At 39.2% G+C, this 23592-nt stretch carries 22 protein-coding genes; 13 read left to right on the top strand and 9 right to left on the bottom strand.

All coding sequences use genetic code 11. The features are described 5' to 3' along the window. Nucleotides 1–88: 88 nt before the first annotated feature. Nucleotides 89–1300: a saccharopine dehydrogenase family protein gene (locus V6R21_RS17025; protein WP_334244834.1), complete on the bottom strand. Its 1212-nt coding sequence runs from the start codon at nt 1298–1300 to the stop codon at nt 89–91. 335 nt (nt 1301–1635) lie between these two features. Here V6R21_RS17025 and V6R21_RS17030 point away from each other — a divergent pair, with 335 nt between their 5' ends. Together V6R21_RS17030 and V6R21_RS17035 are read left to right on the top strand one after the other, a co-directional pair. Further along, nucleotides 1636–2100 (top strand): LEA type 2 family protein, encoded by a 465-nt coding sequence (locus tag V6R21_RS17030; RefSeq protein WP_334244835.1) that lies wholly within the window; start codon nt 1636–1638, stop codon nt 2098–2100. 7 nt (nt 2101–2107) lie between these two features. Continuing rightward, nucleotides 2108–3910, top strand: coding sequence for an AMP-dependent synthetase/ligase (locus V6R21_RS17035; RefSeq protein WP_334244836.1), 1803 nt, complete (start codon nt 2108–2110; stop codon nt 3908–3910). 65 nt (nt 3911–3975) lie between these two features. Here V6R21_RS17035 and V6R21_RS17040 read toward each other — a convergent pair whose 3' ends face one another. From V6R21_RS17040 to V6R21_RS17050, 3 genes are all read right to left on the bottom strand, one after another. Then, a complete protein-coding gene (locus tag V6R21_RS17040; RefSeq protein WP_334244837.1) occupies nt 3976–5172 on the bottom strand; it encodes an acyltransferase family protein in 1197 nt (398 codons plus the stop codon). A gap of 430 nt (nt 5173–5602) precedes the next feature. Beyond that, the gene (locus V6R21_RS17045) at nt 5603–7057 is read right to left on the bottom strand and encodes a tetratricopeptide repeat protein (protein WP_334244838.1); all 1455 of its coding nucleotides are present in this window, start codon (nt 7055–7057) and stop codon (nt 5603–5605) included. Nucleotides 7058–7305: 248 nt separating this feature from the next. Beyond that, nucleotides 7306–8145, bottom strand: a complete 840-nt coding sequence (locus tag V6R21_RS17050; protein WP_334244839.1) for a hypothetical protein — start codon at nt 8143–8145, stop codon at nt 7306–7308. A gap of 127 nt (nt 8146–8272) precedes the next feature. On the opposite strand from V6R21_RS17050, the gene V6R21_RS17055 reads away from it, so the two are divergent. From V6R21_RS17055 to mdh (V6R21_RS17095), 9 genes are all read left to right on the top strand, one after another. Then, nucleotides 8273–8494, top strand: coding sequence for a hypothetical protein (locus V6R21_RS17055; RefSeq protein WP_334244840.1), 222 nt, complete (start codon nt 8273–8275; stop codon nt 8492–8494). 94 nt (nt 8495–8588) lie between these two features. Continuing rightward, entirely contained in the window at nt 8589–10064 is a 1476-nt protein-coding gene (locus V6R21_RS17060) for an aminotransferase class V-fold PLP-dependent enzyme (protein WP_334244841.1), read from the top strand. A 182-nt stretch (nt 10065–10246) separates the two neighbouring features. Beyond that, the gene (locus V6R21_RS17065; protein ID WP_334244842.1) at nt 10247–10750 is read left to right on the top strand and encodes an HIRAN domain-containing protein; all 504 of its coding nucleotides are present in this window, start codon (nt 10247–10249) and stop codon (nt 10748–10750) included. A gap of 180 nt (nt 10751–10930) precedes the next feature. Next, a complete protein-coding gene (locus V6R21_RS17070) occupies nt 10931–11614 on the top strand; it encodes a YceI family protein (RefSeq protein ID WP_334244843.1) in 684 nt (227 codons plus the stop codon). 116 nt (nt 11615–11730) lie between these two features. Next, nucleotides 11731–12654, top strand: a complete 924-nt coding sequence (locus tag V6R21_RS17075; protein ID WP_334244844.1) for a DUF1835 domain-containing protein — start codon at nt 11731–11733, stop codon at nt 12652–12654. A gap of 226 nt (nt 12655–12880) precedes the next feature. Further along, nucleotides 12881–13900, top strand: coding sequence for a type I glyceraldehyde-3-phosphate dehydrogenase (gene gap, locus V6R21_RS17080; RefSeq protein WP_334244845.1), 1020 nt, complete (start codon nt 12881–12883; stop codon nt 13898–13900). 98 nt (nt 13901–13998) lie between these two features. Further along, nucleotides 13999–14820 (top strand): hypothetical protein, encoded by an 822-nt coding sequence (locus V6R21_RS17085; RefSeq protein ID WP_334244846.1) that lies wholly within the window; start codon nt 13999–14001, stop codon nt 14818–14820. Nucleotides 14821–14965: 145 nt separating this feature from the next. Next, complete coding sequence (locus V6R21_RS17090) at nt 14966–15181, top strand: hypothetical protein (RefSeq protein ID WP_334244847.1); 216 nt, start codon at nt 14966–14968, stop codon at nt 15179–15181. Nucleotides 15182–15475: 294 nt separating this feature from the next. Beyond that, nucleotides 15476–16402 carry a malate dehydrogenase gene (gene mdh, locus V6R21_RS17095; RefSeq protein WP_334244848.1) on the top strand — a complete coding sequence of 309 codons (927 nt, stop codon included), beginning with the start codon at nt 15476–15478 and terminating at the stop codon, nt 16400–16402. A gap of 91 nt (nt 16403–16493) precedes the next feature. On the opposite strand, the gene mdh (V6R21_RS17100) is transcribed toward mdh (V6R21_RS17095), so the two are convergent. Continuing rightward, on the bottom strand, nt 16494–17423 hold the full coding sequence (gene mdh, locus V6R21_RS17100; protein ID WP_334244849.1) for a malate dehydrogenase: 930 nt from the start codon (nt 17421–17423) through the stop codon (nt 16494–16496). Between the two features lie 271 nt (nt 17424–17694). On the opposite strand from mdh (V6R21_RS17100), the gene V6R21_RS17105 reads away from it, so the two are divergent. Continuing rightward, nucleotides 17695–18975 (top strand): UDP-N-acetylmuramoyl-tripeptide--D-alanyl-D-alanine ligase, encoded by a 1281-nt coding sequence (locus tag V6R21_RS17105; RefSeq protein WP_334244850.1) that lies wholly within the window; start codon nt 17695–17697, stop codon nt 18973–18975. 63 nt (nt 18976–19038) lie between these two features. After that, complete coding sequence (locus tag V6R21_RS17110) at nt 19039–20106, top strand: M42 family metallopeptidase (protein ID WP_334244851.1); 1068 nt, start codon at nt 19039–19041, stop codon at nt 20104–20106. Nucleotides 20107–20175: 69 nt separating this feature from the next. Here the strand turns inward: V6R21_RS17110 and V6R21_RS17115 are convergent, their stop codons facing one another. The 4 genes from V6R21_RS17115 to porD form a co-directional block, all read right to left on the bottom strand. Then, nucleotides 20176–20598 (bottom strand): peptidase associated/transthyretin-like domain-containing protein, encoded by a 423-nt coding sequence (locus V6R21_RS17115; RefSeq protein ID WP_334244852.1) that lies wholly within the window; start codon nt 20596–20598, stop codon nt 20176–20178. A gap of 561 nt (nt 20599–21159) precedes the next feature. Beyond that, complete coding sequence (locus V6R21_RS17120; RefSeq protein ID WP_334244853.1) at nt 21160–21804, bottom strand: class I SAM-dependent methyltransferase; 645 nt, start codon at nt 21802–21804, stop codon at nt 21160–21162. Nucleotides 21805–21814: 10 nt separating this feature from the next. Then, nucleotides 21815–22657: a hypothetical protein gene (locus tag V6R21_RS17125; protein ID WP_334244854.1), complete on the bottom strand. Its 843-nt coding sequence runs from the start codon at nt 22655–22657 to the stop codon at nt 21815–21817. 27 nt (nt 22658–22684) lie between these two features. After that, nucleotides 22685–23590 (bottom strand): type IX secretion system protein PorD, encoded by a 906-nt coding sequence (gene porD / locus V6R21_RS17130; RefSeq protein ID WP_334244855.1) that lies wholly within the window; start codon nt 23588–23590, stop codon nt 22685–22687. Nucleotides 23591–23592: the final 2 nt, after the last annotated feature.

Here is a 23592-nt window from a genome sequence, read left to right on the forward strand (position 1 = left end):
AGAGGCTAGAAGAAAGAAACATGACGAAAAATCAAGCTTCAACTTCTAGCCTCTAGTCTAGTATCTAATCTCTAGAATAGTGTCTAGATTAATATTCATGAGGGAATTCTACGTTCTCTGTCTCTTCCCAAGGCAGACCGTACTTGCCGATCTCTTCCATAAATGGATCTGGGTTGAATTGCTCTACGTTGAATACACCTGCACCATTATCCCATTTGCCTTCCAGGAACATTTTTGCACCTAGCATAGCAGGAACACCAGTAGTATAGGCAACACCTTGACCACCTACTTCATCCCAAGCGTGTTGGTGCTTGCAGTTGTTCCATACGTAGTAAGTTTTCTCCTTACCGTCTTTGATACCTTTGATCTGACAGCCAATAGAAGTCTCCCCTACGTAGTTTTCACCCAATGAAGATGGCTCAGGAAGCAATGCCTTCAGGAATTCCAAAGGAACGATGTCCTGACCTTGGAACTTGATAGGCTCGATGCTTGTCATGCCTACGTTCTGAAGTACTGTTAGGTGCTTGATATACTCCTGTCCAAACGTCATCCAGAAACGGGCACGCTTGATCGTTGGGTAATTTTTCACCAATGACTCCAACTCTTCATGGTAAAGCAAGTAAGACTCTCTCTCACCAATATTAGGATAGTCGATTGGCTTATGAATTGACATAGCGTCAATTTCTACCCATTTACCATCTTCCCAATACTTACCCTTCTGTGTGATCTCACGGATATTGATCTCAGGGTTGAAGTTGGTTGCAAATGCTTTTCCGTGATCACCAGCATTACAGTCCACGATATCCAAGTAATGGATCTCATCAAAATGGTGCTTGGCTGCATATGACGTATATACGCCAGTTACGCCCGGATCAAATCCACAACCAAGAATAGCTGTGATACCTGCCTCCTTGAATTTATCCTGATAAGCCCACTGCCAGCTGTACTCAAACTTCGCCTCATCTTTAGGCTCGTAATTGGCAGTGTCCAAATAATGTACTTTCGTTTCCAGACATGCGTCCATGATCGGCAAATCCTGGTAAGGAAGTGCTACGTTGATCACCAAGTCTGGTTTAACGTTATTAATCAGGGCTACCAGTTCAGGCACATTGTCCGCATCCACTTGATGTGTTGCAATGTCACGACCTGTTCTTTTTTTGACTTCGGCTGCAATCGCTTCGCACTTTGAAACAGTACGGCTCGCCAATGTGATCTCCTCGAACACTTCAGGGACCATCGCACATTTGTGTGCCACGACGTTTCCGACGCCACCAGCCCCGATGATTAAAACTTTTGCCATTTAATAATTCTGTTTAATTGGCTAAAAATATGATAAGCTTTAATAATCAACACTTTGCAGAAATAAAGCGTTGCAACAAGCAATCTACCTCCTACAAAGTTGCGCAAAAGTATATAGTCTCCAAATATAATCCTATGGATATATCAGGAAATAATCAGTCTTAAAATTAGATTCCTGATTACGAGACAAAAACATACTTCAAACCTTGAAAAAATAAAGTATGCGTGAAAAAAACATAAATAATTCATTCGTCATTCGATTCAGTTATCACTTATCCTTTAGAATGATTATTTTTGTATTTATCCAAGTGAATATTTGATTTAAAATAACAAACTATGAAGCGTAACTTCACCTTTTTCCTTATTTTCGCAACCCTGATGCTATCAATGACATCATGTGGTGTAAAAGAACCTGAATTCAGATCTATCAGAAATGTTGAAATGATTTCATTGGAAGATGGCAACATTCTCCTGAAAGCAGATGCTGATATCTACAACCCAAATGGTGTTTCATTGACGATCAAAGAAATTCATGTTGACGTGATGGTTAACGACGAACTGATCGGAACAGTTGATCAATTCCTTGAGCGAGAAATGCCCAAAAAAGATGAAGTGGCTCTCCCATTGGAAGTAAAGTTCCCACCTAAGTTACTATTCAGCAATTTCCTGACAGGACTGATGAATATGGCTACAGGACAGGACTTCGAAATCAACTATGTAGGCTATGTAAAAACTAAAGCGATGGGTATCAGCTTTACGGTACCTGTTAAGTCGAAACAAAAAATAAAACTGAACTCTTAAGCAAATTATGCGACAAGTAGTGACCAAGCACTTTGCTCAGGCATTAAGAGATAAAGCTGCACAATACGGACAAAGAGCTGCCTTGAAATTCAAGGAGTATGGTGAAGGAGAATGGATTTCCATGTCATGGGATGAAATGCTAGATAAGGTTAACAGGGTTTCTAAAGCCCTACTTGACTTTGGCATTGAGACACAGCAAAAAGTTGGGATATTCTCACAGAACATGCCGGAATGGTCACTTGTCGACTTTGCTACTTTAAGTATCAGAGGCGTAGTAGTACCTATCTACGCAACAAGTACAGCTCCTCAAGCAGACTATATCATCAACGATGCAGAGATCAATATCCTGTTTGTTGGAGATCAGGAGCAGTACGACATTGCTCATTCATTACTCTCTACAAATGAGCATCTGAAAAAGGTGATCGTATTTGATGACCGTACAGACCTGAAGTCATGTCCTGACGCTGAGTACTTCAAGGACTTTATCAAAAAAGGAGACAGTCCTGAGCATGACACTGTACTTCAGTCAAAGTTGTCAGCCATCCAAGAAGATGACATGGTAACGTTGATTTACACTTCTGGCACCACTGGTGAACCTAAAGGTGTTATGTTGGACAATGCCAATTTCAATGCTTGTATTGAAATGCATGAAGACCGTCTCAACGTGAATGACACAGATACCTCTATCGCATTTCTACCACTTAGCCATATCTTTGAGCGTGCATGGACATACTACATGTTCTACAAAGGTGTAATCAATCACTATAACCTCTTCCCTACCAATATTAAGGAGACACTAGAGGAAATCCGCCCTACTTTGATATGTTCTGTACCAAGGCTGTATGAAAAAATCTACGGCACGGTATACGCTAAACTGGAAACAGCTTCGCCTGTAAAGAAAGCATTATTCAATTGGGCTGTCAATACAGGTAAAAAGGTAGTTGCTACTAAGCAAAAAGGGCAAACACCTTCCGGCTTCCTGAATATGCAATACAACTTGGCTGATAAGTTGGTATTGAGTAAAATCAGAATTGCAACAGGCTTGGAGAACGCCAAATTCCTGCCATGTGCCGGTTCAAAACTTTCAGAAGAAATTAACTATTTCCTTCATGCGATTGGCTTCAACCTGAAGTACGGATATGGCTTGAGCGAAACTTGTGCTACTGTATCTTGCTTTGATGACCACAACTACCGCCTAGGTACTGTTGGTATGCCATTGAAAGGTATTGAGATCAAGTTGGGTGAGAACAATGAGATTCTTGTCAAGTCCCCTACCATTATGCGTGGTTATTACAACAAGCCTGAAGCTACTGCTGAAGTTTTTGAAGGGGAATGGTTCCGTACAGGTGATGCTGGAGAAATTGATGAAAAAGGAAACCTGATTTTTATAGAACGCCTTAAAGACTTGATGAAAACAGCAGGTGGTAAATACATTGCTCCACAAGTAGTAGAAACAACGATTGGTAGCGACCAGTATGTGGAACAGATAGCCATCATTGGTGATGAAAGAAAGTTTGTTTCAGCCTTGATCGTCCCTGCCTTTGAAACATTGGAATCTTACGCTAAAGAAGCTGGCATTGCATTCAAAGACAGGGTTGAGTTAATCAGAAATGCGGAAGTCATCAAGCTATTTGAGAACCGTATCAATGATCTACAGAAAAACCTTGCAAGGTTCGAACAGGTAAAGAAATTCACACTTCTACCAAAAGAGTTTACCATCGAGAATGGTGAAATTACTCCTACGCTAAAGATTAGACGTAAGACAATCTTACAGAATTTTTCTTCAGAAATTGAAGCGATGTATATCTAAGCCCTTAAATAAAAAAGGCGGACAGTTTATATAAACTGTCCGCCTTTTTTGAAAAATCTCCCAAATTACATTGACTGTTTTGCTGCATTTACTGTAGCTTTTTTCTCATCATGCTTATCAAATGAGAACTTGCCTTTCAATTTCAGGAACTGGTCTTCAAAATATGTTTTAGACAGATAGGATACCGAAATAACTGATACGATAACCATTAAGTGATAAAGTATAAACCCAACTGCTGTAGGCAATCCTGCCAGAAAATCTCCCAATACAAATACGATCGCAAAAACAATCGTCAGGTGGTACATATAAATACCATAGGAAATATCTCCCAACTTATTCATAATTGGATGCTCAAGTCTGAACAGTGTTTTCACATTCAAAGAAACATTGATGATCATCCATAAGAAAAGGAAATAGGTAAACAGAGATGAAAAGACAGGGGTAGCAAAGAACACTTGATAGATAAAACCACCTACAGAAGTATCATTCATCAGGAAGTTGTGACATGTACATCGCACTACAATTACGGCAAACAATATCAACTGCCACTTCTTAGTAAATAGCTGCATCGAAGAAATGCTCTTCTGGGTATGATAGATAAAATAGGCTCCCAATCCACCAAAAGCCATCGCATCGATCTGAAGTTGCCTTACCAAAGAGGCTACAAATGGGTGAGTCGGATCTATAAAAGTAAAATAGTAATCCAGTGAAAGCCTGATAATGATGATTCCTATAAAAATATTGATCAGGTATTTTGAAAAGAACTTAACGATTGGCGCCCATGTGATATAAAAGACTTCTTCAACTCCTATTGACCACAAAGGGTATAGTATCGTATGTCCAAAAAGAGCATTCACAGCAAATGGCAAGAACAAAACATACATCCATGCCACCTCGCCAGGGTCATAAGGCAATTGGTAATCGGCACCCAACATGGTCAAAGCAGTCGGGACTATCACCAAACCAGTCAGTACCATCAGAAAGTATAGAGGCCAGATTCGTAATACCCTCCTCATATAAAACTTCCGTACCGATACATCATTTTTCTTTTCAAGCTCTTTGAACAGTAGATAGGAAATCAGAAACCCGCTTAGGACAAAGAAAAAAGTAACGGAAAGACCTCCAAGGCTGAAAAGTGTATAATCATGCAGGTGAAAGAAGCCTCTACCTAGTTTCACACTTTCAGCGTGATGCAAAACCACCAGGTAGGCAGCAATAAACCTGAGCGCATTGAGGCCAGGGAAGTATTGAATGTGTTTCATATAGACAATGATTGGAGCTAATGCGGTTCAAGGCTGAAGCGCAGTTCAATGCAAAAACAGAAATTTTCAGAAAGGAAATGAACCGAGTATGAAATGTTTGATATAGTTGGCTTATAAAATAAAAGAAGTGCAATAATGTAATGTGAAAGCCTGAAAAGATTCCTTTCGAGTTGTTAATTTGATAAATAACATGACAGTTTAAAAAATGATTTCCTTAATATCTGTTTAGCTGAAATTTCTTCTAAAAATATTTATAACATAGTGTATTACTATTATTATCTATTATTTATCCATATCTATTTTTCCTCCTTCAATATTGAAAATGTTATAATTTATGCATCAAGGCAAAAAGAAAGGGATACATCTTTTTTCAGAATGTATCCCTTTCCAAAGCACTTTAAATATTTATGTTTTCAAAGTAGCATCAAACTTATTCTACTTCAATCAAGGTTACAATATCCTGATAAAGGTCATCAACGACTCTCTTGTAGATAATGTTAAGTGCATCTTCTTTCATATCATCAGTCTTCGAAAATGAAGGTCTTCCTTCAAACATTCTTTTCCATGAAGACGATGGTCTAATCTTATCACTCGTCTTATTGATTTTTCTATCAGAAAGACTGTTAAGTGACAAGTCTCCAGTATAGGTATAACAGTCAAGAGACTCTTCGCTAACCCCTTCAAATTCCTGATAAATATTCGTTCCTCTTACTGCGTAAGATACTTTACATCTCACCTCTTTGGTTCCGTAGAAGTGCATGTATGTAACAGGTCTTACTGCTTTATAGTAAGTCTTCTCAACCGTCTTGTAAGTACTGTCTGATTGCATTACCCTGTGCTTTTCTACCCAGTGATCAATCTTGTATGCTTCTCGCTTCTTAATGATTGGTCTTGCGCCATCCACATGGTAGTCCAAAGAAACAATCACGCTGTAGTCAGCTTTGGCTTCAGCATTTTCAAACCTGATAAATGGATTATCAATGTCACTTACAAGATCACTGTAAACCCTGTTAGTCAAGGCAGGGTATGCAGATGAAATATAAACACCAACACTACCTCTATCAATACACTGCTGCATCAATGAATCCAGTCTTGGGTATTTTTCATTTCTTTCTCTACTTTTCACCCAACTGAACAATGGGTAAGCTTTTCTGTAGCTTTGAGCATCGAAGTAGCCCATTGCTGCATCGTATCTGTTTTGTGTTACTTGATCGTAGCTAAACACATACAGTTCCTGTGCATCTCTATAAGATGGGTCTCTACCAGTTACTACAGCAAATGCTTCTTCAGCATCTTCGTATTTCTTTGCATCAAAGTAATACATAGCCTGCTCGTAATGCTTTGCTGTGACATTATCATAACTGGTGTTTTTATACTTGACAGCTTCCTTGTAAGAAGGTTCACGTGCAATTACATCTTCAAAGGCTTCGTAAGCTTGCTGATAAGCTCCTTGCTTATAGTAGCTCATTGCTCTTTGATAATAATCTTCTGTAATACGAGCATACAAGTCATCAATATGCTTTTGGTCTACAGCTTTCCACTTCAAAGATACACCAAACTGTCTGTTGATATTCTCAAGTCTGCTTTTGGCTCTTTCGGCAATCGCATATGCCTGCTCCAGAGACTCAATAGAAGCACCTGCATTGCTGTACTCCCTACTTTGCTCCAAATAAGACTCAACACAAACGTAACCAATTTTGTATAATGCACGATCTCGTTCAGCACTAGGCTTATCAGCCAGTTTGTATAAATATTGGTCAATCGCTTGACAAGCACTTCCTGCTCTTTCCAGCTCATTGGCTTTCTTGATCATCTTCGAGCTGCTGACACATCCTTGCAGTGCAACAAAGCCAATGATTAAAATCAGTCGTATAGTTTCCTTCATAATCAGTGTTAATAATTTCGCCTACAGGCGTACCTGATAGCGGATAAAAAATTAGTCTTTCAGAAATCATCTGACACCTAAACGTCAGAATCAAAATATTATGACAGCTTTTAGCTATGAATTATACAATCTCAGTCTTGCATAAATGCCTTACTTGAATTGCCATCCAAAAATAGGACAATCAAACAATATACACATGTCACCAATCGGTTAATAAATTTTCTTGATATGTTAACTTTGTGTTATTTCTAGATAGATTTTAGCAACAGCAAATACTTCATGCTTCCGGTATTCCACACTTTATAGTATCCATGCTGTGCCATAAGCCTTTCCTCATCACCTTCGTTCGGGATACTGACCGGCAAAAGATGCGGATAATAACGGGTATTGGATTCAGGGTCAACCCAAAAGTAAATAGGTGGTAATACATCTTCGAGTTCAAACCCCAACTGTTCGTATGCATTTCCGTCTGACCAGTCTCGATCGGCATAACTCATCACATCGTCAGGGTTCACTTCTTTTACAAAATGCTTCAACAGTTTACTCATCCCTCCTACAACTGTACAACCTAACTTATTGCAATACCTCACCATTTCATAAGACTGAAACGGAACACCATCTCTTGGTATTTGTCGCCCTCTACTGAATGACATCACAGCAATAAGTTCACCTTCTAACGTCAAACCATATTTATACTTTCCATTCAAAGGAACTTGCAGGTGGTTTTCATCTAGAAAAGAGAGAAGTGTTGGCTTGTCCAATTTACAAACTTTGGTTTTCCGACCATGTATTCTTTTCGTTACCCCAAATATGGATAGAATCCTTGACTGTAACACTTTAGGTTTTGAATACCATTGGTCTTCCCAAATAATAATCAGTTTGGTTCCGCTGCTGGCTGCCTTTTCTGTCAAGTCCAACAACTGCTTACCATCCAAAAGTTTGGTCTTGGTACAGATCAAAAATCCAACATTCAAATTTGGAAAAAAATAATCCAACACTATGTCATCAATACTTTTATTTGTTTCGATAACATTATTGTAACGTTTTCGGATAAAGTCATCCAGACCTGCCAATTCCTTACTACTCAATTTTACGACGATTAAAATTCCACCAATTCCCTGACAAATTTAAGGGATAAGTGCACTCTATTCCTATTTTTGAGAAGCATGTGTATCTTCGCAAACAATATTTGAGTTTGAAGCAATCGTTACAGCCATGAAACCTAAAGAAATATATGAAGTGCTGCTGGAAGAAAAAGGCAAAAGCACAGACTATTCGGAATTTAAACAACTATCTGACTATCAGAAAAAAAGACTTTACAATGTTAATTACTGGAGGGTGCAAGCAGGTGAAAAAACCATTCCTATTCCAGAAGAATTCACTAGCTACTGGGAGGAATTAAAGAACAACTACGAAGCTTGTCTGGATGAAGAATAGTTTCATTTTAACAAATGAAACTTTTTTAATATTTATATAACTACTTATATTCGCCTCAGTTTTTTCTACACGAATCAAGATTGTTGCTATACATATGACGCTTCAGGACTATTTCAATAAATACAGAGAGCAGATCATAGGAGTTGATCAGACTTTCGAGACACCATACGGAACTCAGAAAATCTTATATGCAGACTGGACTGCCAGTGGTCGTCAGTTCAAATCAATTGAGGACAGACTGGTTAAAAACCTCGCTGCTTTTGTAGGTAATACACACACTGAGACAACCGTCACTGGTTCAAGTATGACACAGGCATACCATAAAGCATTACAGGTCATCAAAAAGCACGTAAATGCTTCTTCAGATGACGTGATCATTGCCTATGGAACAGGTATGACCGGAGTTGTCAATAAGTTTCAGCGAATATTGGGACTTAAGATCAATGAGAAACACAAAAAGCAGATAACCATTACGCCTGAAGATAAACCTGTAGTGTTTATCACACATATGGAGCACCACTCCAACCAAACTTCATGGCTGGAAACAATTGCTGACGTGGAAATCATTCCTGCAGATGACAATGGCTTGGTAAAACCGAGCAATCTTTTGCCTTTACTGGAGAAATATCAGGACAGAAGGCTGAAAATTGCTTCCGTAACAGCTTGCTCAAATGTGACAGGAATTGAAACCCCATATCACGAAGTTGCTGAAATCATGCACCAGCACAACGGACTTTGTTTCGTGGACTTTGCTTGTTCGGCTCCTTATGTTGATATCGACATGCACCCAAAGAACCCAATGCAAAAGCTGGATGCAATTTTCTTCTCTCCACATAAGTTTTTGGGAGGTCCTGCTACTCCAGGTATTATTGTCTTCGACAAGAGCCTTTACTCTAACGCAGTTCCTGACAACCCAGGTGGTGGCACAGTTGACTGGACTAACCCTTGGATGGAACACAAATATGTGGACAATATTGAAGCAAGAGAAGATGGGGGAACTCCTGGCTTTATGCAGGCAATAAAAGCGGCATTCTGTGCTAAGCTTAAGGATGAAATGGGAACAGAAAATATTCTTAAGCGTGAGAAAGAGCTTATGAATATCTTATGGGATGGCATGATCAAAACTGATGGCTTGCATATTCTCGCAGACCACATCAAAGAAAGACTGGGTATTATTTCATTCTATATCGAAGGACTTCACCACAACTTGGCTGTAAAACTTCTGAACGACAAGTTTGGAATTCAGGTAAGAGGTGGGTGCTCTTGTGCCGGTACTTACGGTCACTACTTACTGCAAGTATCTCAAGAGAAATCAAAATACATTACAGACCTGATTAACAGTGGAGATTTGTCTCTCAAACCAGGTTGGGTCCGTATGTCTATTCACCCTACCATGACTGATGAGGAAGCTCATTACTTGGTAGATGCAGTATCTCAATTGGCTCAGAATCATACAGAGTGGATCAAAGATTACAACTACAGTAATAAGACCAACGAGTATACCCATATCTCGGATGATTCCTTTGAAAAGGAGCTTGCTGAGAGCTGGTTTAATGAGCCTTTTGCTTAATTCTTGGAATTAGTTCATTGGATAAATAAATGACCGACCCGCCTACTTTTTATAAGTGGCGGGTTATTTTTTTCCTATAATTGCTACGTTCTGTTATATTCACATCTAGATAAAATCCAACAATTAATTAGCATAAGTGTTGGATAAGGCTATTCAAAACCAATTGCTTAACTATCAGAATTATGACGCTGTTCAACTACCTATTACCTATTCTCCTATGTATTTTGATAATTCTGTTGCTACAAAAAAGGAGAAAACTGAATAAGGTTCGCAAACAAAAAGCCACAGAAGAGGCTCTATACCAGAATTATATAAAGAAATTCCACAAGGTCACTGCCGAACAAAAATTACCATTAGAGTACACCAACATCGTGGGTACACGGTATAAAAATGAGGATGGTACTGAAAGGCAAGATCTAATCAAAAAAGCAAAAATTGGTGACAGGCTTTTATTACTTCCTGATGAATTGAATCCACATGACAAAGATGCCGTCAAAGTCATCAGGCTTAATGGAGATCAGTTAGGTTTTATAGATATGGACCAGTCACTTGAATTAAAATCAAGAATGCTTTCCGGTTCTAGAGTAGATGCTCGTATTGAAGAAATCAAGCAAGTTAAAGGAACACTGAACGTCAAGATTTCATTGCAGAAATACAGTAGGAAACAACAAGTTAAAAGTAAATAAAATTTTAAAAATCTAATTAAAAATTAGACTCTGCTAATTTCTGGTTTGGCTTAAACTTTGGATAAAGAAAAGCTTGTTTCTATTTTAGCAAAAGAATAATCAAATTATTACTTCAGATAGTGATATAATTTTGCTTATTCACACCTGAAAATCAGAAAACTATAAAAACCAGAATCTGTAATGAAAAAACAATTAATGACCATCACTGCTGCTGCTTTAGTAGCATTTGGAGCAATAAGCTGCAACAAAGCAACACAACAAGAAAATACTTCATCTGTTGAAGTTGCTGAAACAAAAACCGAAAAGCAGGTTTTCACATTTGACAAAGCCAATACAAGTGTTTTGTGGACTGCTTTCAAATTTACTGAAAAAGCAGGTGTGGGTGGAAAATTTGACGAGTTTGAAGTAACACCTAAAGTGACAAGTGCTGAGTCTCCAATGGCTATCATGAACGCTCTGACTTTTAGCATTCCTGTAAGCAGCGTTAACTCTAGCAACCCTGACAGAGATGGTAAATTGCGTGAGCACTTCTTCGGTAAAATGGCCAATACTGAAGCGATTACAGGAACAATTAAAGCAGTAGAAGGCGACGACAAAGCAGGTACTGCTACTGTTACAGTAAAACTGAATGACGTAGAGAAAGACCTGTCAATGAAGTATACAGTTAGTGAAAAAGAAGATGACGCTCCTGGCACTATCAGACTAACAGGCACAATCGACGTAGCTGAATTTGGTGCAACTCCTGCACTGGAAGCATTGAACGGTGTTTGTGAAGATCTTCACAAAGGATCTGACGGCAAGAGCGTACTTTGGCCAACTGTTGACGTAGTAGTGAAATCAGTACTTTCAACTACTGCTCTGTAATAAATAGTCAGGCTTTATAATATTTAAGCGGTATTCTTTCAGTGAATACCGCTTTTTTTGTTTCTTCATGAATATCAGAATATCCGTTATTATATAGCCCCAAAAGACAACACAACATGCATAAAACCCTTCATATTCTAAATGGAGATGGCCTCCTTCATTCTTTTAAGGAATCACAAATCAAAGGTGATATTGCCATTTTCAGAGAAACACTATGTACTGGCCCAGTCCATCCGGATGTTGCTTCTGAAGACTTCTGGAAAATTCGTGCTGCTTATTTCGAAGCTGATTATGAAATTGACAATCCGAACTACCAAGAAAAGACCATCAATGAGTTTGAGGAAAAAATAAGCAGCTTATGTCAATATGATCAAGTAGTTTTTTGGTTTGAACATGACCTGTTCTGCCAGATCAATCAACTGGCACTGATCTCATATGCTCATCTACAACAATGCTCAAACACTCAGTTTTTTCAAGTTCCTTTCTCCAAGTTATTTTCTACAGCCAAATATAAAGGTCTAGCGGAATTACCTCCCCAGAGCCTGGTACAGTTATATAAAAACAAAACCTTACTTACAGAGGAAATGATGGAAAAAAATCATCTTTTCTGGAAAATGTACTGTGATCCTGACCCAAGAAAACTGCACGAATTAATAAAGGAAAATCACCCTGATAGCACCGATCTTTATGATGCATTCCTCGCACATTTCAGACGATTCCCCCACCCTATCAGTGGTATCGGTTCCCCTGAAAGACTGATTCTCAATGTCATTAATGAGTCGCCAAAACCTAGAAGAAAAGTGTTGGGAAGTATACTTATGGCGGATAGTATTTATGGTTATGGTGATTTGATATTTGAAAAAATACTCGATTATCTATCACCTTTATATGATAATCATGAAATGCTAACCCTCAATGAAACGGGCTTAAAAGTGTTAAATAATGAAAAAAACTTTTTAGAGCTTGCAGATGATAAATTTTATATGGGTGGAAGTACACAGCAAGACTTCTATTGGGATGGCTTGTTAATCAAACGATAAGCGATTTATAGTGTGTAGAGGACACTTGATTTTCTTACAAAATTACCTCGAAATAATGATAAAGGTCATTCTTAATGGCTTTAAGATTTGATTAAGTTTGTGTAGCGCACGGTTCGAACAAACCATCGAACTGAGCAGTTATGTAACCATAATATCCTTGGATTCTTTTACTACAGGACCCAAAGCGCATTTTACTTATTTATCATAAAATAAAATTCAGCAAACTATGTCAACAATTAAAGTTGGGATTAATGGATTCGGAAGAATCGGTAGACTAGTATTCCGTGCAGCACAATCTAGAGACAATATTGAGATCGTAGGTATCAACGACTTGCTGGACGTTGACTACATCGCTTATATGCTGAAGTATGACTCAGTACACGGCCAATTCCAAGGCGAAGTTTCTGTAAAGGACGGTCACCTTGTTGTAAATGGCAAGACTATCAGAGTAACAGCAGAAAGAAACCCAGCAGACTTGAAGTGGGGTGACATCGGTGCGGATTTCGTAGTTGAATCTACTGGTCTGTTCCTGACAAAAGAAACTGCAGCGAAACACATCGAAGCAGGTGCTAAAAAAGTGGTTATGTCAGCTCCTTCTAAGGACGACACTCCTATGTTCGTATACGGTGTAAACCACGGCAAACTTACTGCTGAAGACACAATCGTATCTAACGCATCTTGTACTACTAACTGTCTGGCTCCTATCGTGAAGGTGTTGAACGACAACTTCGGTATCGTAGAAGGTCTGATGACTACAGTTCACGCTACTACTGCAACTCAGAAAACAGTTGACGGTCCTTCAATGAAAGACTGGAGAGGTGGTAGAGCTGCCCTTAACAATATCATCCCTTCATCTACAGGTGCTGCAAAAGCAGTAGGTAAAGTAATTCCTGAGATGAACGGTAAACTGACTGGTATGGCATTCCGTGTTCCTACTGTTGACGTTTCAGTAGTTGACCTGACTTGCCGTCTGGACAAAGGTGCTTCTTACGAAGACATCAAAGCTGCTATGAAGAAAGCATCTGAAACTCCAGTTTCAGATGGCGGTCTGCAAGGCGTATTGGGTTACACTGAGGATGCAGTTGTTTCTCAAGACTTCGTAGGTGAAGAAAAAACTTCAGTATTCGATGCAGATGCAGGTATCGCACTGAACGACAACTTTGTGAAAGTTGTTTCTTGGTATGACAACGAGTGGGGTTACTCTAACAAAGTAATCGAACTGTTGGCTTACATGGCGACTCTGTAATCCAAGTCGGTACATTAACATACCTCAAAAGCCTTTTGCCCAATATATGGTGCAAAAGGCTTTTTTTGTATCTCATCATCCTTAACCAAAAGTAGCTTATGAAAAAGTCAGTATTTGTAATCATTGGGGCTTTAATCGTATTAGGCTGTGGAAGCAATCAATCCAACCCTCATGAAGCACAAGATTCTGCACCTGAGGCAGCTCAGGAAGCTGTCAAAGAAGTACAGACTCCCGCACTGATTGAGCACCTTGAGACTGCTCATAACCGTAGTGATTTTTATAAGCAACCAGCCATTTCCTTTGACCTAACGCTCTATTTTGGTGATAAGAAAAGGCTTGAAGGAAAGGTAAAAATGCTTACCAATTCTACCAAAATAAGAATTGACAAGACTGACAGTACTTCATTGGTTTATGATGGGGACAAAGTTTACATCACTCCAGCTTCAGCGAAATATGACGGCGCCCGATTTGATATATTCACATGGGCGTACTTCTTCGCAGCTCCATTCAAGTTTAGCGACCCGGGTACCCATTGGGAAATGCTCGAAAATGAGGAATTAAATGAGAAAGCATATTCGGTTGGCTTGCTTACTTTTGGTGACAATGTAGGAGACACTCCTGATGACTGGTATCGGGTCTATATTGACACAGCCGACAATACGCTATTCGGCATGGCCTATATCGTGACCTACGGCAAAGATGAAACGAAAGCCAATGAAGATCCGCATGCGATCACATATGAGAATTATGAAAGTGTTGATGGAGTGCCAATTGCCCAAAAATGGAAATTTTGGGAATGGAGAGAAGGCAAAGGGATAACTAAACAACTTGGCGAGGCAGACATAAAAAATGTACAATTCTTTACCCCTTCTGACAGCACTTTCAAAGCAGCAGATGACAAAGCATTGGTGACAATGTAACGTCAATGTTAACCTTCATTTAGAAATAGCTTCTATTTGCCTCCATATTTTTAAAAATATCTGTTAAAGAATTGTAATATTTGAACACTTAACCTATATAAAGCGTATATAGAGTAGAATTAATTTTCAATTAACAAATAGCTATATGAAAGAAGCAACCACCATACTGATCTTATCGATTATAACAACGCTACTATCGCTTCTATCTAATGTAATGTTACCTTCTGTGCTTGGAGCAGGATTGGTTGCAGGACTTATAGCAGGAGGAATTATTGTTGTTGAAGAGATGAATAAAAGAAAACCTGCACTTCAGCCTGTTCCTGTCAAAAACAATAAGCAGAAAGGTCCTGAAAGACAATAAGATTTAATACAAACACGCATATAAATAAACAGAAGCCATGACTCGATTCATGGCTTTTTTTATTTCTTGTTATAAAGCCCAAAAAAGGATATATACTATTTTGGGTTTACCACATGTCGACAACATTATACTCCCGCAATGATATAAGGATATGCATTTATTAAGCTTTGTCAGCATATTTATCTCAAAATCTGACAAAGATTACCATCTTATGAATTTTATTAATCGTCTTGGTTTAATACATTTGTTACAGCCAAAAGGGCAATAATTCATTTAGTTTAAAAATTAAGATTCATGAAAGTAACAGTTGTAGGAGCAGGCGCAGTAGGTGCAAGCTGTGCTGAGTACATCGCGATCAAAGATTTCGCAGACGAAATCGTACTGGTTGATATCAAAGAAGGTTTCGCTGAAGGTAAAGCGATGGACCTGATGCAAACAGCTTCACTGAACGGCTTTGACTCTACTATTACAGGTACAACAGGTGATTACGCTAAAACAGCAGGCAGTGATGTGGCTGTTATCACTTCAGGTATCCCTCGTAAACCTGGCATGACTCGTGAAGAGTTGATCGGTATCAATGCAGGTATCGTAAAAGAAGTATCAGAAAACCTGATCAAACACTCTCCTGATGTAATTATCATTGTTGTTTCCAACCCTATGGACACAATGACTTACCTTGCAGCAAAATCTACAGGTCTTCCTAAAAACCGTATCATCGGTATGGGTGGTGCTCTTGACAGCGCTCGTTTCAAGTACCGTTTGGCTGAAGCTATCGGCTGTCCTCAGTCTGATATCTCAGGTATGGTAATCGGTGGTCACAGTGACACTGGTATGGTACCTTTGATCGAGAAAGCGACACGCAACAGCGTTCCTGTAACAGAATTCCTTACTGCTGATCAGCAAGCTGAAGTAGTGGAAGCGACTAAAGTAGGTGGTGCTACACTGACAAAACTGTTGGGTACTTCTGCTTGGTATGCTCCAGGTGCTGCAGTATCTGAATTGGTAAGAGCAATTGCACTGGACTCTAAGAAAATGTTCCCTTGCTCGGCACTACTTGACGGTGAGTATGGACTGTCTGACCTTTGTATCGGTGTGCCAGTAATCATTGGCAAGAACGGTATCGAAAAAATCGTAGAAATCGAGCTTTCTGACGCTGAGAAAGAAAAGCTTACTGCTTCTGCGGAGGGTGTTCGCAAGACCAACGGAGACCTTAAACTGTAATACAACACTGCTAGAATATTAAGTAAAAAGCCATTCCATGTTCAACTTGGAATGGCTTTTTCTTTATCTAAATCAGCATCTGAGTTGCCTATTAAGACATTTTCTCCAATACCTGCATCAGTTCAAGTACGTGTGTATAAGAATCCTCCAGCAACGCTTTCTCTTCGTCGTTAAGCTCTAATTCAATTATCTGCTCAACGCCATTCTTACCTAAAATTACCGGAACACCAAAACAGCAGTTTTCAATTCCGTACTCCCCTTCAAGACAAACTGACACAGGGAAAACACGATGTTGATCCTTTACAATGGCTTCTACCATTTGTGCAGCAGCAGCTCCAGGAGCATACCAAGCTGAGGTCCCCATCAACTTGACCATCTCTCCCCCACTGAACTTAGTTCTCTCTACGATATGTTCCAAAGTCTCTCTATCAATCAGCTCTGTCACAGGGATGCCACTGATAGTTGTATACCTTGGAAGAGGAACCATTGTGTCTCCATGACCTCCCATCAATACAGCTGAGATTTCTTTTGGAGAAATATCCAATGCTTCTGCTAAAAATGCACGGTAACGGGCCGTAAAAAGAGTCCCTGCCATACCGATCACTTTTGTCCTTGGAAGTCCTGATGACAGCAAAGCCTGATAGGTCATCACATCCAATGGATTGGTCACGACAATGATAATGGCTTCAGGTGAATACTTGACTACTTTTTCAGTTACTACCTTTACGATATTGGTGTTGGTACTGATCAGGTCATCACGTGACATCCCAGGCTTTCGGGGAAACCCTGAAGTAATCACAACAACGTCTGAGTTCGCAGTCTTGGAATAATCATTGGTTACCCCTACAACTTTGGTGTCATAAGGGTACACTGATGCTTTCTGCCAAATATCAAGGGCTTTTCCTTCAGCATATCCCTGCTTTACATCAAGCAGCACTACTTCATTTACAATTTCTCTGTACGCTAGTACATCAGCACATGTAGTACCCACATTGCCAGCTCCTACAATGGTGACCTTCATGGAAAGTTCGTATGTTAAGTTTAATATTTCAACGTTATCAAACGAAGATAGAAAACAGCTTTGTTTTTAAAAAAACTTCTAACAGTAATTAGAGTTTCTATACCATTAAAATTTAAATCATTTTCTATCTGCATACTATTCTAACAACTCTTAAGGAAAGAGTGTTAACTGGAATTCGTTCCAACAATTGTATTTTTATATCTTTGGCAACTGATGGGATGCTTAAAACCTATGTAAATCCCTTCTGTCAAGCAAATGATCGATCAATGATATGGAAATAGAAAAATTATATCAGCTATACTTAAAGCACCCCAATATTTCTACCGACACAAGAAAAATTGAAGAAGGCATGCTGTTTTTTGCCTTGAAAGGTGGCAACTTCAACGGAAATAAATTTGCTTTACAAGCGCTTGAAAAAGGAGCTGCCTATGCCATCATTGATGAAGAAGCTTATGCCACAGACAAGCGTATGATCCTCGTCGAAGATGTGCTTACTACGCTTCAGCAATTGGCTCACCATCACCGTACTCAATTTGACATTCCATTTATTGCTGTAACTGGATCTAACGGTAAAACAACCACCAAAGAGTTACTCCACAGAGTACTGGCCAAAAAGTACAGGACACATGCTACCAAGGGGAATTTCAACAATCATATTGGTGTACCTCTTACCTTACTGGAAATGCCTCTTGATACTGAAATGGCGCTGGTTGAGATGGGAGACAACCATGTTGGTGAAGTAACTGAACTTTGTAAAATAGCTGAGCCGACACACGGCTTCATCACCAATATAGGAAAGGATCACATAGAAGGGTTTGGGAGCTTTGAAGCCAATGTAAGAGCCAAGAGCGAAATCTTTGATTACCTTATCAAGAACGATGGAATTGTCTTTGTCAACTCTCAGGATCGTATCATTGCCAATATGGCAAAGCGTTTCAAAGCACCTGTCTGGTATGGTGGTGAATATGATTTTGCCAACCTTGAGCTGCTTGGTGCCAGCCCGTTTATTCGATATAAAGACAGACAGGACAGAGAAGTGCAAACCAAGACAATTGGCTCGTACAATTTCCAGAATATGCTGACGGCATTCTGTATAGGTAAATATTTTGAAGTTCCAGTTGAAGAAATACACGATGCCATTGCCAATTATGCGGCTGACAATAACCGTTCGCAGCTAATTGAAAAAGGCACGAACCTTATTATTCTGGATGCATACAATGCCAACCCTTCTTCTGTTGAGGTCGCTATGGAAAACCTTGAGCAGTTCGATACAGAAAAGCAGAAAGTGGTAATATTGGGCGACATGCGTGAATTGGGAGATATCAGTCAGGACGAGCACCATAAGATGGTTGAAATGGCTGAATCGAAAAACTTTGTACTTTCTTTCTTCGTAGGCGAAGAATTTTTCAAACAAAAAGACAATCCTGGAGCTTTCTATAAGGAGAAAGAGGAACTACATAAGCACTTACAGGACAATCCAATTCAAAATGCACTGATCCTTGTCAAAGGCTCAAGAGGAATTGGTTTGGAAACTGTTCTGGAACTTTTATAAATGCAATTAACTACTAGAAAGGGATTGCACAATTATCATACATCAACAAGACAGAATTGAAATATGGACCAACAAAGCAAAACATTTCTGACTAAATACCTTAATAATGCTTCACCTACTGGATTTGAAGCAGAAGGCCAAAAAATATGGCTGGATTACCTGAAACCTTATATCGATGAGCACTATGTAGATGTTTACGGCACAGCGGTTGGTGTTATCAACCCTGATGCTCCATATAAAGTAGTAATCGAAGCTCACGCTGATGAAATCTCGTGGTTTGTAAACTACATCTCACCTGAAGGCTACATATATGTTGTAAGAAATGGTGGCTCTGACCATCAGATTGCTCCTTCAAAAAGGGTGAATATCCACACCAAAAACGGTATTGTTAAAGGTGTCTTCGGTTGGCCTGCCATCCACGTACGTAAGGAAAAGGAAGACAACCCAAGCATGGACAATATCTTTATCGACATCGGGGCTGAGTCAAAAGATGAAGTATTGGAAATGGGTGTACACGTTGGCTGTGTAATCACTTATGAGGATGAAGTTGCTGAACTGAATGGCAAGTTTATCAGTGGTCGTGCCCTTGACAACCGAATTGGTGGCTTTATGATCGCAGAAGTAGCCAGAAGGCTGTATGAGAATGATATAAAACTGCCATTTGGACTGTATATCGTAAATGCTGTACAGGAAGAAATTGGTCTGAAAGGTGCAGAAATGATCGCCAACAGAATCAAGCCAAATGTAGCGATTGTCACTGACGTATGCCATGACACCACTTCACCGATGTACAACAAGCAGAAGCAAGGTGAAAGCAAATGTGGTAAAGGTCCAGTTTTGACTTATGGCCCTGCTGTACAGAACAATTTGCTGAATATGATCATTGACACTGCTGAGGAAAAAGGCATCGAGTTCCAAAGACTTGCGGCTTCACGTATTACTGGAACGGATACAGATGCTTTTGCCTATTCAGGTGAAGGGGTTGCATCAGCATTGATTTCCCTGCCGCTGAAATACATGCACACAACTGTTGAGACAGCTCACAAGGAGGACATTGAAGATACGATCAAGCTTATGTACGAATTTTTGGTACAGCTTGAAAACGGACACGATTTCCGTTATATCAAATAATAACTATTAAAACAAAAAAGGATCTGGTATCGTACCAGATCCTTTTTTGTTTTAATGCCTAGCGTCAGATTACTTCTTTGCTTCCTTATTGGTTTCGTTTGGAATCATGATTTCCAAACCTTCCCCAACAATTACATTCAGCCTGTTTACTTTTCCTTTTTCAAGTCTAGTAGTTTCAAGACCACTCTCTGATTCCAGTTTTCCTTTCTTTGCCTTGATGTAGTATTTTTTCTCAGCCAATCCACCACCAAACCATGATGCATGTCCGTGGCTATTGGTTTTCTTGATTTCTACAGCAGGGTTTGCCATTGCATCTGCATCATCCTCATTATCAAACAGAGATACTTCCGCATCACGTACAGGATTACCTTTTGAATCAATTACAGTAACTTTCAGGACAATAAGTCCTCCAACTGCATCAACATTGGTTGCACTTGTCAACGTAAGAAGCATTCCTACAAATGCAAGAGCCAAAAAGATTTTCTTCTTCATAATATTCAGCTGATTATTTGAAAAAAATGATAGATATAAGATTGTATTTGCTTAAATCAATGCTATAAACTTCTTGATATTCCACAAAAATCAAGCCCATTAACTTGACAAAGTTAAACATAAAAGCTGAGTACAGTATTGAGGTACTTCAATATTTTCATTAACAAATATGAATTTTCCAAGTTAGCATAATCCTAGACCTCTTATACCCAACGCATTTTTATGAATTAATACATCTACTGATCAAGTATATTTCATGATTACATTGAACTATATCAATAAATAACTGATTACTAACCTACTCCATAACACTTTACATACTTTAATTGAAAAAAAATCACGACATTGAGTCATAACTAATTGAAAAGCGTATAACAGAGATAAGTAAATTTACTTCTCCCTATTAAAAATATCGCCTACACAAAGGTGACCAGCGATGAATAACTAACACAGGAACGGGAAACCGTTTTACAAAGTAGATTTTATTGACTCAAGACCTTATTATCTTAATTGTCAGAAAAAGCGAAAGGGTGTCCATACAAAATGTGACACCCTTCTTTTTTATAGTTTTTTGAGGCTCTTCCCAAATATCATCCCAGCAAAATAAGTACGTAGTACTTCATGCTTGTATTCATGTTGATCAAAGAGGTTTTCAAATGATGGCAACCTTGTGATATGAAGGTTACTTGTAATCTTGAAGAAGAACAACATGAGCTGAAGTAGTACCCATTGCCAGATAAAATGAACTCCCTTTCTTAACTGAAAGTCCGCCAACAGCCACTTCCCTCCTTTTTTCAATGCTCCACCTAACTTCTGTATGGCATCAGATTGTTCACTTTCCTGCAAAACATCCAAGAAAAAGAAGGTGATAACGGCATCATATATACTTTGCTCTTTTACAATTTGGTGAGTAGCTACAACAAACTGGACTTGGCTATGTAACTCCAGATCCAATTTTGCTTTGGCTTGGGCTACCATCTTTGGAGAAGCTTCAACATAGGTAACTTGAATCGCTGGATATCTATCAAAAATCTCAGGAAGAATCCAACCAGTCCCTCCTCCTACGATCAGCACCTTGTCATTCGCTCTTAACTCTGAAAGTAAGTCCAATTGGACATTGACAATGTGTTTACCAAAAACGATCCTTGCCAACCTGTCATAGTATGGAGCCAAAAAATCAAAGCTTGTTTTACTTGATTGATTCATAAAAAACTACTTAGAAAAGGCCAATTATGGGAAACAGAAAGACTGCATCTCCCAAAATTCGGTAGTATTGTCTCCGTTCAAGCTGCTTTCTGAATATCAATACAGCCAATAACCCTAATGTCATCAGTAGAATTACCCATTGAGAAGCTACAAACAGAGGTGCATTTGACAACCAGTAAAAAACACCTACAGACATACAGGTAAACAGGAGTACAAACAGAAGGGTAATCATCCAATAAATTTTTGACTTTCCTACCGCACTGACGGCACTTCTCTGTTGATCTTGTGCATCTGAAGAGGCATCATATAAAGAAAACTCCAACAAATTGATATAGGCAAGCAGCAAATACTCTGTCAACAATAGCCACAGACCTGTATCAGAAAAATCATGAGCCAGACTAAATGGCCCCAAAAAAATCCCTAAAGTATAAATGGTGGCTATGGAGACTTCCTTGAACATTAAAAGATTACCTCCGGTAAGCTTCAACACCAAGAAATATAAGCCTACAACTATAGTAAGTGTCAAACCGTACTGAATTGTTACAACCGGAAGGAAATACACACCAACAGCACCAATAATCCCTACAACCGCAACAGCCCATGTTAGCTTTTTGGAATGCTCCTGATGAAACCTGTGTCTCAACGTATGTGCCTTATGCTGTATTGATTTGGCATCCAGCAAATGGTCTGTTGTATAGATCACCCAAACAGCCGCTCCCAAAGTAATCAGGACACTTAGTGGCAAAGTAACATTCAGGTACTGTGCAATGAAAAGTGTACTTGCCAAAGCGCCTGCCACCACATCAAGACTCAGTACCTGCACCAATCTATATAACTCTCCGATCTTCGCCACTTCAATCCTATCTGAATACCTTATACCCTACAGTAGTTTTCTGAATTTGTTCGCATTCGTTGGGTTCAACTTGATCATCAGTTGAACAGCTTCTGCTATAACCGTTTTATCACCTTGAGAAAAGACATTAATCAGTTCAGGTGCTTTCGTATCAAAAAACATATCAATCGTTATTGAAATCGGAACTGCATCCCTTACTTGTTCAATTTTTCTCAGCGCTGACAAAATCACTTTGCGTGCTTCATCTGGGTTTTCTTCAAACTTATCCATTCCCAACCTATGATACTCATATAAAGCTTCACGGAAAGGCTCAAACAAAGGATTTGTTAAGTCCCTGATCAGGAATACACGGTCACGTTTATCCCCCAACTGATCCCAACCTCTACCACCTGACTGTTGCGAGTAGTTTGCGATGTTTAAAGCCCTCTCATAAAATGGTGTTCCTCCTTTTGGCGAGAATGTATCATAATCCAAAGCTAGAATCAGGTAAGAGTAATAAGCCATCAGCGATGTCAGTTCTGTAGAATAGGTATTCTCAGAAAAGATCATGGGATCAGATGGTCTATATGAAAAAAGCCATTTATTGTCCAAATAATTCATTACAGGTGTCTCATAGTCTGTACCGTATACAGGTCTGAGTGATTGAATCTGCACATTTGCCTCATAAACCTGATTATTGATATCAGTATTGCTGTTGAGGGTTACTTGAATATTGGACTTAATTCTTTCAAACTCCTCAAAAGTATCTGTGGTCCACTCCTGAGACAACAGAAACTTCTCCATGGCATTTTGTAAGTCCGTAAACACCTGTTGCTCCTGTGTCTGCACACGTTCGCCATTCACCGTTACATTGATATCAAGTTCTTGTGCCCAACCAATATTACAGCAAGCAAGTAGTACCAGTAAGAATAATTTTCGCAATGGGTATTTCATAT

It is taken from the genome of Limibacter armeniacum (assembly GCF_036880985.1).
GTDB classification, from domain to species: domain Bacteria; phylum Bacteroidota; class Bacteroidia; order Cytophagales; family Flammeovirgaceae; genus Limibacter; species Limibacter armeniacum.

Bases quoted from the DNA above. Each gene is read 5' to 3' on its own strand.
- V6R21_RS17025 (WP_334244834.1), bottom strand. From the start codon at position 1,300: ATGGCAAAAGTTTTAATCATCGGGGCTGGTGGCGTCGGAAACGTCGTG.
- V6R21_RS17030 (WP_334244835.1), top strand. From the start codon at position 1,636: ATGAAGCGTAACTTCACCTTTTTCCTTATTTTCGCAACCCTGATGCTA.
- V6R21_RS17035 (WP_334244836.1), top strand. From the start codon at position 2,108: ATGCGACAAGTAGTGACCAAGCACTTTGCTCAGGCATTAAGAGATAAA.
- V6R21_RS17040 (WP_334244837.1), bottom strand. From the start codon at position 5,172: ATGAAACACATTCAATACTTCCCTGGCCTCAATGCGCTCAGGTTTATT.
- V6R21_RS17045 (WP_334244838.1), bottom strand. From the start codon at position 7,057: ATGAAGGAAACTATACGACTGATTTTAATCATTGGCTTTGTTGCACTG.
- V6R21_RS17055 (WP_334244840.1), top strand. From the start codon at position 8,273: ATGAAACCTAAAGAAATATATGAAGTGCTGCTGGAAGAAAAAGGCAAA.
- V6R21_RS17060 (WP_334244841.1), top strand. From the start codon at position 8,589: ATGACGCTTCAGGACTATTTCAATAAATACAGAGAGCAGATCATAGGA.
- V6R21_RS17065 (WP_334244842.1), top strand. From the start codon at position 10,247: ATGACGCTGTTCAACTACCTATTACCTATTCTCCTATGTATTTTGATA.
- V6R21_RS17070 (WP_334244843.1), top strand. From the start codon at position 10,931: ATGAAAAAACAATTAATGACCATCACTGCTGCTGCTTTAGTAGCATTT.
- V6R21_RS17075 (WP_334244844.1), top strand. From the start codon at position 11,731: ATGCATAAAACCCTTCATATTCTAAATGGAGATGGCCTCCTTCATTCT.
- gap (WP_334244845.1), top strand. From the start codon at position 12,881: ATGTCAACAATTAAAGTTGGGATTAATGGATTCGGAAGAATCGGTAGA.
- V6R21_RS17085 (WP_334244846.1), top strand. From the start codon at position 13,999: ATGAAAAAGTCAGTATTTGTAATCATTGGGGCTTTAATCGTATTAGGC.
- V6R21_RS17090 (WP_334244847.1), top strand. From the start codon at position 14,966: ATGAAAGAAGCAACCACCATACTGATCTTATCGATTATAACAACGCTA.
- mdh (WP_334244848.1), top strand. From the start codon at position 15,476: ATGAAAGTAACAGTTGTAGGAGCAGGCGCAGTAGGTGCAAGCTGTGCT.
- mdh (WP_334244849.1), bottom strand. From the start codon at position 17,423: ATGAAGGTCACCATTGTAGGAGCTGGCAATGTGGGTACTACATGTGCT.
- V6R21_RS17105 (WP_334244850.1), top strand. From the start codon at position 17,695: ATGGAAATAGAAAAATTATATCAGCTATACTTAAAGCACCCCAATATT.
- V6R21_RS17110 (WP_334244851.1), top strand. From the start codon at position 19,039: ATGGACCAACAAAGCAAAACATTTCTGACTAAATACCTTAATAATGCT.
- V6R21_RS17115 (WP_334244852.1), bottom strand. From the start codon at position 20,598: ATGAAGAAGAAAATCTTTTTGGCTCTTGCATTTGTAGGAATGCTTCTT.
- V6R21_RS17120 (WP_334244853.1), bottom strand. From the start codon at position 21,804: ATGAATCAATCAAGTAAAACAAGCTTTGATTTTTTGGCTCCATACTAT.
- porD (WP_334244855.1), bottom strand. From the start codon at position 23,590: ATGAAATACCCATTGCGAAAATTATTCTTACTGGTACTACTTGCTTGC.